Source organism: Geobacillus sp. ZGt-1 (assembly GCF_001026865.1).
Taxonomy (GTDB): domain Bacteria; phylum Bacillota; class Bacilli; order Bacillales; family Anoxybacillaceae; genus Geobacillus; species Geobacillus thermoleovorans.
This window is the reverse complement of record NZ_LDPD01000010.1, coordinates 6,558-20,135: the sequence shown is the minus strand read 5'-3', so window position 1 is coordinate 20,135 and position 13,578 is coordinate 6,558. Positions and strand designations below refer to the sequence as shown.

Genomic DNA, 13,578 nt, shown 5'->3' with positions numbered 1-13,578 from the left:
TGTCGCGGCCGATGACCGGGTCGATTTTTCCCGCTTTCGCTTCCGCGACAAGGTCGCGCCCGTATTTTGCCAACGCTTCATAGGTTGCTTCCGGATGTGGACTCGTCACGCGTTGATTCCCCCTTACGTTTCTCACTGCCGCTAATAGTGCTTCCTTCGTCAGTCCAAACGACGCCAGCTGCCGAGCGACCGGCTCGGCGCCATGAGGCAACGCGAGCAGCACATGTTCGACCGATATGTACTCGTCTTGCATTCGCTTCGCTTCGTTTTCCGCCTCCTCAAGCAGCCGCGCTAAGGCGGGCGCAACATACAGCTGCCCGTCCGCCCCATGCACTTCAGGCTTTTGGCGAAGCTGGCTGCGAAGCCAGTCAGCGGCCTTTTCCTTGTCGGCGCCGGAAAGCTCCACGAGCCGCGGCGCCAGGCCGCCTTCTTGTTCGAGCAGCGCAATCAGGAGATGCTCGACATCAAGCTGTTGATGATGTCGTTCTTTGGCGAGCGACTGCGCCGCCATCAGCGCCTCTTGCAGTTTTTCCGTCAAACGGCTTGCGTCCATGCCGTTCCCTCCATTTGACCTTCTTTGACCATAAATCATTATAGCGGATCGCGAAGCACACGGCAAATGAAAAGCCACTCCATACTTGGAATGGCTTTTGTTGTGCTTCACGGTTTGCGCAAATACGTCCAATGCCGATTATGGTTCGACGTTTCCGGGAACGTATCGCCGGCTTTCAGTTTCAGCTTTTTCGGGTGTTTTACATTGTCGCCCGTTTCGCCGATTTCAATGTACACGCCGTTGTTCGGCGCTTTATCCCCTGGTTTGAAATGGCGCGGTTGGCCCATTTGTTTCATCCCCCTTGCTTCGATTGCATTTGTTAGCATTCCCGGTTTTGCCGCTGTTCATAAGAAGGGAAATGATGGGGCCGCCGCACACGGAGCGTCAAGCCTTCACAATAAAAACGTTTTTTCTCATGAAAATCCTTTTCCTTGCAAAGAACAAAAAAGGAACTCCCGAAACGGGAATTCCTTTTTCCTATAGGATCGACACTAAAATCGCTTTTTGGGCATGAAGCCGGTTGCCGGCCTGCTCAAATACGACCGAGTTCGGGCCGTCCATGACGCCGGCCGTCACTTCTTCGCCTCGATGGGCCGGCAGGCAATGCAAAAAGAGGTAATCGGGTTTGGCCGCTTTGGCGAGCTCTTCATTCACTTGGTACGGCTGGAACACTTGAAGCCGCTCGGCGCTTTCGCTTTCTTGGCCCATGCTCGTCCATACGTCCGTATAAATCGCATCCGCTCCGGCCACTGCCTCAAGCGGGTCGTGCGTCACAACAACTGTTGCTCCGGTTTTCTCGCCGATCTGGCGCGCTGCCTCGACGTATTCCTCCTTCGGCTCATAGCCTGGCGGACAGGCAATGAAAATATCCATTCCCACTTTTGCTGCGGCCGCAAGCAAGGCGTTGGCGACGTTGTTGCCGTCGCCGACATAGGCGAGTTTGACGCCTTGGAACGTTTTCTTCGCTTCGTAAATCGTCAGCAAATCCGCCAGCGCCTGGCACGGATGATCATCGTCCGTCAAGCCGTTGATGACCGGAACGGACGCATACTCGGCCAATTCCTCGACTTTTTGATGGGCAAACGTCCGAATCATCATGACATCGACGTATTGCGACAAGACGCGCGCCGTATCCGCAATCGTTTCACCGCGGCCAAGCTGCAAATCGTTGCCGTTTAAATACATCGCCTGGCCGCCAAGCTGGATCATGCCGACTTCAAACGACACGCGCGTGCGCGTTGAGGGCTTTTCAAAAATCATCGCCATTGTTTTGCCGGAAAGCGGCGCATACGGCACGCCGGCTTTTTGTTTCGCTTTTAAATCGGCTGCTAGCGCCAACAAGTCCATAATTTCGTCTGTTGAAAAATCGAGCAGCGTTAAAAAATCTCTCCCTTTTAATGACATCACTGCATTCATGCGATCACCGCCTGTTCTGCCTGTTTTTTCTTTTCCAACCAGCCGTGGATCGGCTGCACATCAAGATGATCCACATCGAGCGCCTGCAAGAAGAGCTTCAATGTCTCACGTTCCGTGAAGACGAGCAATTGTCGGGACAACGCAGTCATTCGTTTGTTTGCCTCGTCTTCCTCTTTGCCCAAGTTGATCACCGCGAGCGCCGTGTCGCGCTTCACCCAATGGGCAAACGGGACATCTGACACGATCACAAGCTGTTTCGCTTCGATTTCCGCGGCCAGCGTCTCATCGATGCCGCCAATCACATACATTTCATTGGCGTTTGCTTTCTTTCGCAAGTACGCGTAAAACGCTTTGTACGCCGCTTCTTCCTTCGTCGCGGCGATGCTGATGCCTTCACCGGTCGATTTCATCTCCGGTCCAACCATCGGGTCAACCCCCGGCAGCTTATGGGTCGAAAAGACCGGATACTTTAACACGGCGTACGGCATGACCTCCAATCCGCGAGCTTTTTCGTCAACGATGTCGACGAGTGATTTCCCAAGCAATAACTTTGTCGCAATTTGCGCCAATGGCACGCCGGTCGTTTTGCTGACGATCGGCACCGTCCGGCTGGCGCGCGGATTCACTTCCAGGACGTATACATTGCCGTCCGCAATGACGTATTGAATGTTCATGATTCCTTTAAAGCCAAGTTTTTTCGCAATCCGACCCGCATAGTCGATGATTTTCGCTTTTTCTTCGTCTGTGAGCGTCTGCGCCGGCAGCCAAGCATAGCTGTCGCCGGAGTGGACGCCGGCTTTTTCGACATGTTCGATAATCGTCGGCAGTAAAATGTCCGTCCCATCCGTGGCGATGTCGGCCTCCGCCTCTTTCCCGTCCAAATACGCATCGATCAAAATCGGATATGTCAACTCGCCTTGCTCAATCAAAGCGGCGAGCTGCGCCTCGCTATGGACGATAAACATGCCGCGGCCGCCGATGACATACGACGGGCGAAGCAGCACCGGGCAGCCGATCTCGGCCGCTTTGGCGGCGAGCTCCTCGGCGTTGTTCGCCATCAAGCCCGGTACGTGCGGGATGTCAAGCTCCTCAAGCAACTGGTAAAAACGATCGCGATCCTCAAGCTGGTCAATCATATCGTACGTGACGCCCAACAGCGGCACACCTGCTTCTTCGAGTCCTTTGACCAAATTGATCGCCGTCTGTCCGCCAAACTGAACGATGACATGCTTGATTTGTTCCGCTTCAATGACATCCAAGACGCTCTCTAAGGTAAGTGGCTCAAAGTAAAGGCGGTCGGCGACGGCAAAGTCCGTGCTGACGGTTTCCGGATTGTTGTTGATCATCACCGTTTCATAGCCTTCTTTTTGCAAGGCGAACACGCTATGAACGGAGCTGTAGTCAAACTCAATGCCTTGGCCGATGCGAATGGGTCCAGCTCCAATGATCAGCACTTTCTCCTTGCCGCTCGCTTTCTTCCGCTCGTCTTCGCCGAAATAGGTCGAGTAGTAATAATCCGTTTCCGAATGAAATTCGGCCGCGCACGTGTCGACCATTTTGTATGACGGCACGATGCCAAGTTCCTTCCGCTTGTTGCGCACATCAAGCTCCGTCACGCCCCACGTTTCGGCCAAAAAGGCGTCGCTTGCCCCTTTTTCTTTCAAGAAGCGCAACGTCGGCTCATCGATCGTATCGATCGTGGTGGCTGCCGCCTGTTTTTCGAGCGCCACGAGCCGTTCGAACGAAGCAAGGAAAAAGCGGTCGATTTTCGTCCATTCGTGAATGGCTTCGACCGCCACCCCGCGGCGGAGCAGTTCCAAAATGGCGAAAAAGCGGCGGTCGTCTTTGTCGACAAGCAGCTGTTTCAGCTCGTCATCCGTTTTCGCCGAAAGCTCCGGCAAAAACAGTCCGTTGTTTTTTCCCTCGAGCGACTGTACCGCTTTTTGGAATGCCCGCTCCATATTGCGATCGATCGCCATCACTTCCCCGGTCGCTTTCATTTGCGTACCGAGCTTCCGGTCCGCGTGCGGGAACTTGTCAAACGGCAAGCGCGGAAACTTGACGACGACGTAGTCCAAGGCCGGCTCGAAGCTGGCGTACGTCGTTTTCGTCACCGGATTGACGAGTTCCGCGAGCGTATAGCCGACCGCCAGCTTCGCCGCAATGCGGGCGATTGGGTAGCCGGTCGCTTTCGAGGCGAGCGCTGACGAGCGGCTGACGCGCGGGTTGACTTCGATTAAGTAATATTGTTTGCTGTTCGGGTCAAGGGCGAACTGAATGTTGCAGCCGCCGATGATCCCTAATGCGGAAATGATCTTCACCGCCGACGAACGGAGCATTTGGTACTCCTCATCGGTCAACGTCTGCGACGGTGCGACGACGATCGAATCGCCCGTGTGGATGCCGACTGGATCGACGTTTTCCATATTGCAAACCGTGATGCACGTATTCGACTGGTCGCGCATCACTTCGTATTCAATTTCTTTAAACCCGGCGACGCTCCGTTCGATCAAACATTGGCGGATCGGGCTTTCGGCCAGCCCTTTTTCCACGAGCGCGAGAAACTGCTCCATGTTTTCGGCAATGCCGCCGCCCGTCCCGCCGAGCGTATACGCGGGACGAATAATGATCGGAAAACCGATTTGTTCGGCAAACGCGACCGCTTCCTCAACGCTTGTGACAATTTCGCTCTCCGGCACCGGTTCGCCAAGCTCATGCATTAACGCGCGGAACGCTTCGCGGTCTTCCCCGCGCTTGATCGCTTCAATCGGTGTTCCGAGCAGTCTCACCCCATACTTTTCAAGCACGCCGGCTTCATGCAGCTGAAACGCCAAGTTGAGCCCTGTCTGGCCGCCGAACGTGGCGAGCAGCCCGTCCGGGCGTTCTTTGGCAATAATCGCTTCGACCGCATCGACGGTGAGCGGTTCAAAATACACGGCATCGGCATGAACTTCATCGGTCATGATCGTCGCCGGATTGTTGTTCACTAAAATGACGCGATATCCTTCTTCCTTTAAGGCGATGCACGCTTGTGTGCCGGAATAATCAAACTCGGCGGCCTGGCCGATGACAATCGGCCCCGACCCGATCAGGAGAATCGACTGAAGCGAAGAATCTTTAGGCATACACGTTCTCTCCCTTGAACACGGTTTGCAAAAATTCGTCGAAAATATAGCCGGTATCTTGCGGCCCCGGATGCGCCTCCGGGTGATATTGCACCGACAAAATCGGTTTATGGCGATGGACCATGCCTTCGACCGAGCCGTCGTTGACGTTGATGAAGCGGATGTCAAACGGCTTGCCCGCCAAGCTTTCCTCTTTGACGACGTAACTATGATTTTGCGATGTCATCATCACTTTTTGCTTCCCGGCGTCCCACACCGGCTGATTGGCGCCGCGGTGCCCGAAGCGGAGTTTTTCCGTATCCGCTCCGTACGCTAAGGCGACAAGCTGATGGCCAAGGCAGATCGCAAGCGTCGGATACCGGTCGATCAGCTGACGGATAGCGGGAAGCTGATGGCTTAACTGTTTCGGATCGCCCGGGCCGTTCGAGAGGACAAGCCCGTCCGGTTTCAGCGCGTCAATCGCTTCCGGCGCCGTATCATGCGGCACGACCGTCACCCGGCAGCCGCGTGCAAGGAGCGACTGCAAAATCGACTTTTTATAGCCGAAATCGATGAGCACCAAATGCGGCCCGGCTTCGCCGTATGTTTCGATCGTTTTCGTTGACACCGCGCGCACTGGAAACGCCGCTTCCTCATCAGCAACTGCTGGAATCGGCGACAAACTTAATTCCGCCATCATCGTCCCAGCGGTGCGGATTTCTTTCACAAGGGCGCGCGTGTCCACGTGCGTGAGAAGCGGAATGTTCCAGTGCTGCAAGTATTCTGCCAAGCTGTATTTCGCCCCGTAATGAAATCCTGTGCCGCTCGCTTCGTAGACGACGACCGCTTCGACGTGCGGCCGCTTGCTTTCAAAATCGTCTTCATTAATGCCATAATTGCCGATCAGCGGGTACGTAAAAACGATGATTTGGTTTTTATACGACGGGTCGGTCAACACTTCTTGATAACCGGTCATGCCGGTGAAAAAAACGATCTCCCCGCTCACCTTTTCTTCAAGCGGAGCGGCGAGCTCGCCGCTGAACGTTTTTCCGCTCGCCACATGCAAGTACGCTTTCATTGGCGCCACCTCATCGTTTGAGTTTTTATAACCGTTCAAGAATTTTTATGCATGAACAGGAATAAAAATTAAGCCATCGGCCGTCCGTTTACAAGACAGCTGAGGCGTTGGCGTTGTTCAACACGTTTGTTAAAATGTCCACCGCTTCATCGATTTCCGCTTTCGTCACCACAAGCGGCGGCAGCAGGCGGATCACCTTCGGCCCCGCCGAGAGGACAAGCAAGCCGTTTTCATGAATCAATGGCAACAGCGGCGCGACGTCCGTTTGGCACTCGACCCCGACAAGCAGCCCGAGCCCGCGCACGTCCTTGACGATGTCAAGCGGGGCGAGCGCGTCATGGAGGCGCTCAAGCAAATAGCGGCCTTTCTCCTGCACTTCTTGCAAAAATACCGGATCGAACACCACTTCTAACGTCGCCTTGGCAGCGGCCATCGCGATCGGGTTGCCGCCAAACGTCGACCCGTGCACGCCAGGCCCAAACGACTCTTTCAAAAACGCTTTGCCGATCATCGCACCAACCGGAATGCCGCTTCCAAGTCCTTTCGCCACGGTGATGATGTCGGGCTCCACGCCGAAATGCTGGTAAGCAAACGGCTTTCCGGTCCGGCCGATGCCGGTTTGCACTTCGTCGATGATCAGAAGCGCCCCGTGCTGTTGACACAGCTCCGACGCTATTTGCAAAAACGCCGGATCCACCGGGCGGACGCCGCCTTCCCCTTGGACGACCTCAAGCATCACCGCGGCCACTTCTTCGTTCATTGCCTGCTTGAGAGCGTCGACATCATTCAGCGGCAAGTGAATGAATTCCGGAAGCAGCGGACCAAAACCGCTATGCACTTTCTCCTGCCCGGTCGCGGCCATGGTCGCGAACGTCCGGCCGTGAAACGACTGGTGGAACGTAATGACTTTGTGTCTCCCAGTATGTTTGCGCGCCAGCTTCAGCGCCGCTTCGTTCGCCTCGGCTCCGCTATTGCAGAAAAAGACGCAGTCGCCGGCGCTGTGGGCGACAAGCAAGGACGCGACCTCTTCTTGAATGGGAATCGTAAACAAGTTCGATACGTGCCAATATTGATTCAGCTNCTTTTCAATCGCCTTTTGGACGTGCGGATGGCGATGGCCGAGATTGCAGACGGCAATGCCGGAGACAAAGTCGAGATATTGTTTTCCGTTTACATCGGTCACAACCGTCCCTTCCGCGGCTTGGACGGCGATCTTCCAACGGTTGTATGTCGGAAACAGCGCGCTCATAAATATACCCCCACTTCTTTGCGAATCGTTGTGCCGTGCCATGTTCCGTTCTGGTAAAACGTCGTTTTGCCGCTGACGATCATCACCTCGGGCAGCGCATCGGACAGGGCGGAGAGCGCCGCTTTCACTTTCGGAATCATCCCGCCCGTGATGACGCCGTCTTCGATCAGTCGTTCAATCGTTTCCGCCGTCGCCTCGGCCACGAGCGCGCCGTCTCGCAAAATGCCGGGCACGTTCGTCACAAACGCGAGCTGGCTGGCGCCGATAGCGGCCGCGACCGCCCCAGCCGCCGTGTCGGCGTTAATGTTGTATGTTTGCCCGTTTTGATCGATGCCAAGCGGCGAAACGACCGGAATGTAGCCCGCCTCAAGCAGCGTGCGCAAAAGACGGGAGCGAACCGTTTTCACACGGCCGACATAGCCAAGTTTAGCAAAGTCAATCGGTTCAGCTTCGAGCAGCCCCCCGTCCACACCGGAAACGCCGACCGCCGGCAAGCCGTTCTGCCTGAGCATCGCCACAAGCTGTTTGTTCACTTTGCCGGAGAGCACCATTTCCACAACGGCAAGCACCTCTTTCGTCGTTTTCCGCAAGCCGTTGACAAACTCGCTCGGCACCGCCAGTTTTTTCAACATTTGCCCGATTTCCGGCCCGCCGCCGTGGACGATGACGACATCCATCCCTTGTTCCCGCATCGTTCTGACGCTGGCAAAAAAGGCGGGAGACAGCTCATCGAGCACGCTGCCGCCGCATTTGATGACGACCGTTTTCCCCATCTTTCTCTCTCCTTACGTCCGATAGCTGGCGTTGATTTTCACATAATCGTACGTCAAGTCGCAGCCCCACGCGACGCCGAAGCCATCGCCCAAGTGCAAATCCACCTCAATGACGACCGTCTCTTGTTGCAAATACGCCGTCGCTTCTTCTTCCGAGAACGGCTGCGGCTCGCTTCCTTTCAGCATCACAATCGGCCCGATCGCGACATCAACATTGTCCGGATCAACGTCAGCGTCCGCATAGCCGATCGCGCCGATGATCCGCCCCCAGTTGGCATCCGCGCCGTAAACGGCCGTTTTCACTAAGTTGGAGCCAACGATTTGCTTCGCGACTTTTTTCGCCTCATCGTCCGTTTTCGCGCCGCGCACGCGCACTTCAATGAGCTTCGTCGCCCCCTCGCCGTCTCTGGCGATTTGCTTCGCCAAGTCTTCGCACGTTTTCCGCAGCGCCTCGTAAAAGTGTTCCCAATCCGGATGATTCGGCGTCAGCTCGTCATTTCCGGCAAGACCGCTTGCCATCACCACAACCATGTCATTCGTCGACGTATCGCCATCGACGGTAATTTGATTGAACGATACATCGGTAATCGACCGGAGCGCATCATGCAGCACCGCCGAAGAAATGTTGGCATCGGTCGTAATGAACGCGAGCATCGTCGCCATGTTCGGATGGATCATCCCCGATCCTTTCGCCGCCCCGCCGACGGTGACCGTTTTCCCATCGACGGTCGTTTGGTAACAGGCGCGCTTCATCACCGTATCGGTCGTTAAAATCGCCGTTTGAAACGCCTCAGCATCCGCCATCGTCGCCCCTGGAACAAGCTTTTCGATGCCCGCGCGAATTTTTTCCATCGGCAAATATTCCCCGATCACGCCCGTTGAAGCGACGGCCACATGGTGCAGCGCCAGGCCAAACTGTTTCGCGCACAGCTCGCGCATTTCATAGGCGTCGCGAAGCCCCTGCGCACCGGTGCAGGCGTTCGCGCACGCGCTGTTGACGATGACCGCCTGCAATTTTTGTTCTACAGCGAGGCTCGCCTGCGTCACTTTGAGCGGCGCCGCCTGAAAATGGCTTTGCGTATACACCGCCGCCGCCGAAGCAGGCACGTCGCATAGAATAACCCCTAAATCGTTTTTCGAATAGCGCAGCCCGGCATTCACCCCGGCCGCTTGAAATCCTTTCGGCGTAACCACTGTTCCATCGGCGACCGCCGTCACTTGCCCCGTTTGTTTTGTGATCGTCATCGTTTTTCCCCTTCCCTCACGGATAGATCGGCAAGGATCGGAGGCCCTCCGCCTCATCCCAACCCATCATCAAGTTGAAGTTTTGCACCGCCTGCCCGGCAGCGCCTTTCATCAAGTTGTCGATCACCGACACGACCGTCACCCGTCCCGTCCGCTCATCGTAGGCGAGGCCGATGTCGCAATAATTTGAGCCGTACACGTCTTTTGTCGCTGGAAACTGTCCAAGTTGACGGATGCGGACAAACGGCGAACCTTCATAACTTGTTTTATACAAATCTACCAAGTCGTTTGGCGAAATCGATTGTTTCGCCTTCGCATAAATCGTCGCCATAATGCCCCTTGTCATCGGAATCAAATGAGTGCTGAACGTGATCGGCGCCACCGCTTCATTCCACGTCTGCAGCGCTTGTTCAATTTCCGGAATGTGCTGGTGGGCGTTCACTTTATAAATTTTCACGTTTTCGTTCACTTCGGAAAAATGTGTCCCGAGCCCGGCTTTCCGTCCCGCGCCCGATACGCCCGATTTGGCGTCCACGATGATCGAGTCTTCCTGAATCAATCCTTCTTTGACAAGCGGCGCCAAGCCAAGCAGCGTCGCTGTCGGATAGCAGCCCGGATTGGATAGGAGCACGGCTCCGCGCACCGCCTCGCGGTTCCACTCGGTCAATCCGTACACCGCCCGCTCTAAATACGCAGATGGCGCCGCCTCGCGCCCATACCATTGTGCGTACACCGCGCCGTCTTTCAACCGGAAATCGCCCGATAAATCGATCACTTTCACTCCCCGATCCACGAGCGCCGGCGCCCACTCCCCCGACACCCCGGGCGGCGTGGCGAAAAAGACCGCGTCATACTTGGCAAGCGCCTCGATTTCAAGTTTATGCAACACCGCACCATCGACCGAACCGACGTGCGGGAAACTTTCCGATACATGAACCCCGTCCTGCGACGACGAGAAAACGTCGCAGCGGCTCACATGCGGATGCCCGTGCAACAAGCGGAACAACTCCGCGCCGCTGTACCCCGTCGCCCCGATAATGGCTACGTTCATCATGTTCCCCCTCACCCGTATGCCTCATGTAGTTCTCATTATAATACTGTATAAAAATAAAATCAAATGTATATTTAATAATTTTCGAGGATTTTTTTCTTGCCCCTCCCTAAGTCTATGGGAAACGAATACCGATTTGTCCCGGCAGCCAAGGTGCATCCTTGACTCCATCACCCTCATGTTCTCGGGATGCAAAGACTTTCACAAACGATTCCATCGATGTTCAACAAGTTTTCAATCTTTCCACTATCCTTATATTGACTTCCCTCTTTTTTCCTGTACACTTTTATATAGCGATACATTTTACGTAAGGTTGTGATCGGATGAACGAGATTGAATCTCGTGAATGGCAGAAGTGGCTTACACCGCTTGGGCGCGATCTTCGCCTTGAGAAGGGAACGTACTTGTTTCAAGAAGGGGAAAAAGCAGACGACATTTACTATATCCAATCGGGGAAAATCCAAATCAGCAAAATGGACATGGACGGACGGGAGCTCGCGCTGCGCATTTGCAGCGAGGGCGATTTGATCGGCGAGCTGACGCTGTTTTGCCCTGGCGCCCGCTACATGCTGACGGCGAAAGCGCTCGAAGACAGCGTCGTTTCCGCCATTCCGCGCGAAAGGCTCGAACAAGAGCTCGCCAACAATCCGACGCTGGCGATCGAGCTCATGAAATGGATGAGCGTCCATTTCCGCAAAACGCAGACGAAATTCCGCGACTTGATTTTACACGGCAAAAAAGGAGCGCTCTATTCAACGCTCATCCGTCTGTGCAACAGCTACGGCGTGATGAAAGAAGACGGCATTTTGATCAACGTGCCGCTGACGAACCAAGAGCTCGCCAACTTTTGCGGCACCGCCCGTGAAGTCGTCAACCGCATGCTCGGCGACTTGCGGAAAAAAGGAGTCATCTCCGTGCAAAAAGGAAAAATTTGCGTCCACAACTTGCAATATTTGCGTGACGAAATCGCCTGCGAAGGCTGCCCGCCCGAGCTGTGCCGCATTGACTGACGGGCAAGTGCGGCAAATAAAAGGGAAGGCCGTTCTCGGCGCTCAGGGGCGGCCTTTGCTTTTTTGAAGCAAACACTCCCCTGCTGTTGAAAGCTACACTGCCTATCAACGATGCACCTGCAACCATCGCCACGGCTTTCCAACCACCTTTTTTTAAAGGCTTGGCATCCACCATACGCCGCAACCCCCGCGTTGACGGCAAACCAGAAGAAATGCCCATCCGGATCTATCAACATCACTAGATTGTTATTTGCGTACGTGTATCCATTGTGCGTCAAGATATCGTCCGCATCCCCCGGATCCGGATCTAGGGATAGGAACACGCCATGCGTTGGATGATAGTACCAGGCGATCAGATAATACAGACCTGTTTCGTTGTTATATTGATACCCCGCATATCGGTATGAGTTTTCCTCCGCCAAGGCGCCGGATTGGGAAAGAATTTTGCCCCATGTGTCGTACTGGTAGCGAACCACCACGTTTCCTTGCACATCTGTCAGGGAGATAACATCGCCGTTCGTGCTTGCCCTTCCTTGAATGGTCACGAAAAAAGAACCTTGAAAGGCTTGTTGCCAATCAAGGATCCTTATTGTTCTGTCCTAGCGTTCAAGGCGAGGCTTCTTTACTTAGCTTCGTTAGAATAATGCAAGAAAAGAGAATCGACAACCTCTTGCGGAAGCTGTTGATTGGCAAAATTAAGCGCCACCCATGATAGAACCGTTTGATCCATTGGACGCCAAGTTTTTACAATCGGCCATGCATCCACACGATGGTTCGCATCTCGAAGTCCTAAAATACAAATGCCGTAATTTCTATCCCCCCATATAGCCCATTTCATGGAAGAAGGCAACCAAATAACTGTATACGAATTGTATAACATTGCATCAGCTGGACTTTCCTTAGGCCCCAATTCCAGGACATTTACATATTGATCAGATGTTAAATGAACAGGGGGTTTCACCCAATTATAGTAACCAAATTCTTCATAAAAGTATTCTACAGGATGAGGATCTAGTACAGCAGTAAGAATATACTCATCTTTCATTTTTTTCGACAATTGCTGAATTACGGTCCAAAAATCCCCATCCATTGTCCAGTCGAATTCTTCAAACCAAAAATAACGAAATGGTTCACGAAATACCTGTTTGGGCAATCGATTTTCTAAGAAAAACACATCGTTCACCGTGCGGTATAACTGATAAAATTCTCTTTTTTCTCTCACAAACAATGTTTCTAAATTCACGAAGATCACCTATTGTTTTAAACCTGATTTTTAAAGTCATTTTTTACTTCCCTTTGGATAATAGTCAGCGGTTGGCCCACCTGTAGATTTCGCTTCATCACGAAGAACGTATTCAGCTCCGTGAACCGCAATGTTTCCTTGTTGCTCATTTAGAGTGTGAATCGTCTATTTCTTTCGTTTCAATTTCTTTATTGTGATGTTGATATCGTCTAACAGTGCGCTTTCACTTAGCCATTTCCAAAATTTCCCCTTTGTTAAATACTTTTTTTCCTCAACAATTCTTTCAAGTCTTGATGCATCATCAATATTTCCATATCTACCTATTGCAAGTATGGCATGATTCTTTAGTGTTGTATTAAAATCACCCGTTAAAATGTCAAAGAACTTATTTACTACATCCCTAGTAACTTTGTCCTTAGGAAATTTTTCCGCGAAAGCAAGTAGAGTAACGGCACTAAAAACACGCTCAAATTCCTCACTAAAGAGATCTTCTATTATAACTTTTGATGCTTCTGGATGATCAAATGAATGATAAATAGCCTCTGCTAATGCTTTATGAGAATAACGGGAATCTGGTTTTCTGTACTCCTTAATTATTTCTTCTAGTCCACATATTATTTGTAATTTTGCTACCTTGATTTGTTCCAGCACCTCTTTGTTATCCGTATTGATTTTGTCTAATTCTCTTATAGCATTGTAATCGCCAATTGTTCCTATCATAGCTATATCTGCGATTAAATCCGTGCCACTTTTTTTAGATAAATTGCGAATTTTTCTTTTTAATTGAGTTTCTTTCCCCTCTAAAAAATCCAATACACTTTCTGCATAAGCTTTAACGGGTCTTCACCATTTTCTG

At 52.9% G+C, this 13,578-nt stretch carries 12 protein-coding genes and 2 pseudogenes; 1 reads left to right on the top strand and 13 read right to left on the bottom strand.

The genetic code is table 11. The annotated features are described in order from the left end of the window. From VU18_RS19045 to argC, 10 genes and pseudogenes are all read right to left on the bottom strand, one after another. On the bottom strand, positions 1-553 hold a 553-nt coding region (locus VU18_RS19045; protein WP_047757663.1), incomplete at its 3' end, for a Clp protease N-terminal domain-containing protein. A 107-nt stretch (positions 554-660) separates the two neighbouring features. Further along, the gene (locus VU18_RS03375) at positions 661-840 is read right to left on the bottom strand and encodes a YjzC family protein (protein WP_011230299.1); all 180 of its coding nucleotides are present in this window, start codon (positions 838-840) and stop codon (positions 661-663) included. Positions 841-1,030: 190 nt separating this feature from the next. Further along, a complete protein-coding gene (gene argF, locus VU18_RS03370; RefSeq protein ID WP_013146083.1) occupies positions 1,031-1,969 on the bottom strand; it encodes an ornithine carbamoyltransferase in 939 nt (312 codons plus the stop codon). Next, positions 1,966-5,094, bottom strand: coding sequence for a carbamoyl phosphate synthase large subunit (locus tag VU18_RS03365; RefSeq protein ID WP_047757646.1), 3,129 nt, complete (start codon positions 5,092-5,094; stop codon positions 1,966-1,968). Before VU18_RS03365 ends, argF begins: the two co-directional genes overlap by 4 nt. After that, on the bottom strand, positions 5,087-6,151 hold the full coding sequence (locus VU18_RS03360) for a carbamoyl phosphate synthase small subunit (RefSeq protein WP_047757645.1): 1,065 nt from the start codon (positions 6,149-6,151) through the stop codon (positions 5,087-5,089). The genes VU18_RS03365 and VU18_RS03360 overlap by 8 nt, the downstream gene beginning before the upstream one ends. 88 nt (positions 6,152-6,239) lie before the next feature. Further along, positions 6,240-7,231, bottom strand: a pseudogene (locus VU18_RS03355) (acetylornithine transaminase); the annotation flags it as partial. A 1-nt stretch (position 7,232) separates the two neighbouring features. After that, positions 7,233-7,400, bottom strand: a 168-nt coding sequence (locus VU18_RS19040) for an aminotransferase class III-fold pyridoxal phosphate-dependent enzyme (RefSeq protein WP_236687272.1), incomplete at its 3' end; no start/stop codon positions are given. Continuing rightward, positions 7,397-8,173: an acetylglutamate kinase gene (argB, locus tag VU18_RS03350; RefSeq protein ID WP_011230293.1), complete on the bottom strand. Its 777-nt coding sequence runs from the start codon at positions 8,171-8,173 to the stop codon at positions 7,397-7,399. The genes VU18_RS19040 and argB, both read right to left, overlap by 4 nt. A 12-nt stretch (positions 8,174-8,185) precedes the next feature. Beyond that, entirely contained in the window at positions 8,186-9,418 is a 1,233-nt protein-coding gene (gene argJ / locus VU18_RS03345) for a bifunctional ornithine acetyltransferase/N-acetylglutamate synthase (RefSeq protein ID WP_047757643.1), read from the bottom strand. Between the two features lie 16 nt (positions 9,419-9,434). Beyond that, positions 9,435-10,469, bottom strand: a complete 1,035-nt coding sequence (gene argC / locus VU18_RS03340) for an N-acetyl-gamma-glutamyl-phosphate reductase (protein WP_047757642.1) — start codon at positions 10,467-10,469, stop codon at positions 9,435-9,437. 323 nt (positions 10,470-10,792) lie between these two features. On the opposite strand from argC, the gene VU18_RS03335 reads away from it, so the two are divergent. Beyond that, a complete protein-coding gene (locus VU18_RS03335; protein ID WP_047757641.1) occupies positions 10,793-11,479 on the top strand; it encodes a Crp/Fnr family transcriptional regulator in 687 nt (228 codons plus the stop codon). Positions 11,480-11,751: 272 nt separating this feature from the next. Here the strand turns inward: VU18_RS03335 and VU18_RS21210 are convergent. The 3 genes and pseudogenes from VU18_RS21210 to VU18_RS03325 all read right to left on the bottom strand — a co-directional run. Beyond that, positions 11,752-11,955, bottom strand: a pseudogene (locus VU18_RS21210) (RHS repeat-associated core domain-containing protein); the annotation flags it as partial. A gap of 146 nt (positions 11,956-12,101) precedes the next feature. Then, complete coding sequence (locus tag VU18_RS03330) at positions 12,102-12,722, bottom strand: hypothetical protein (protein WP_223813611.1); 621 nt, start codon at positions 12,720-12,722, stop codon at positions 12,102-12,104. A 165-nt stretch (positions 12,723-12,887) separates the two neighbouring features. Continuing rightward, positions 12,888-13,535: a hypothetical protein gene (locus VU18_RS03325; RefSeq protein WP_033024880.1), complete on the bottom strand. Its 648-nt coding sequence runs from the start codon at positions 13,533-13,535 to the stop codon at positions 12,888-12,890. Positions 13,536-13,578 lie beyond the last annotated feature (43 nt).

Coding starts and splice junctions, on each gene's coding strand:
- argB (WP_011230293.1), bottom strand. CDS start 8,173: ATGGGGAAAACGGTCGTCATCAAATGCGGCGGCAGCGTGCTCGATGAG.
- VU18_RS03365 (WP_047757646.1), bottom strand. CDS start 5,094: ATGCCTAAAGATTCTTCGCTTCAGTCGATTCTCCTGATCGGGTCGGGG.
- VU18_RS03375 (WP_011230299.1), bottom strand. CDS start 840: ATGGGCCAACCGCGCCATTTCAAACCAGGGGATAAAGCGCCGAACAAC.
- argC (WP_047757642.1), bottom strand. CDS start 10,469: ATGAACGTAGCCATTATCGGGGCGACGGGGTACAGCGGCGCGGAGTTG.
- argF (WP_013146083.1), bottom strand. CDS start 1,969: ATGAATGCAGTGATGTCATTAAAAGGGAGAGATTTTTTAACGCTGCTC.
- VU18_RS03335 (WP_047757641.1), top strand. CDS start 10,793: ATGAACGAGATTGAATCTCGTGAATGGCAGAAGTGGCTTACACCGCTT.
- argJ (WP_047757643.1), bottom strand. CDS start 9,418: ATGACGATCACAAAACAAACGGGGCAAGTGACGGCGGTCGCCGATGGA.
- VU18_RS03360 (WP_047757645.1), bottom strand. CDS start 6,151: ATGAAAGCGTACTTGCATGTGGCGAGCGGAAAAACGTTCAGCGGCGAG.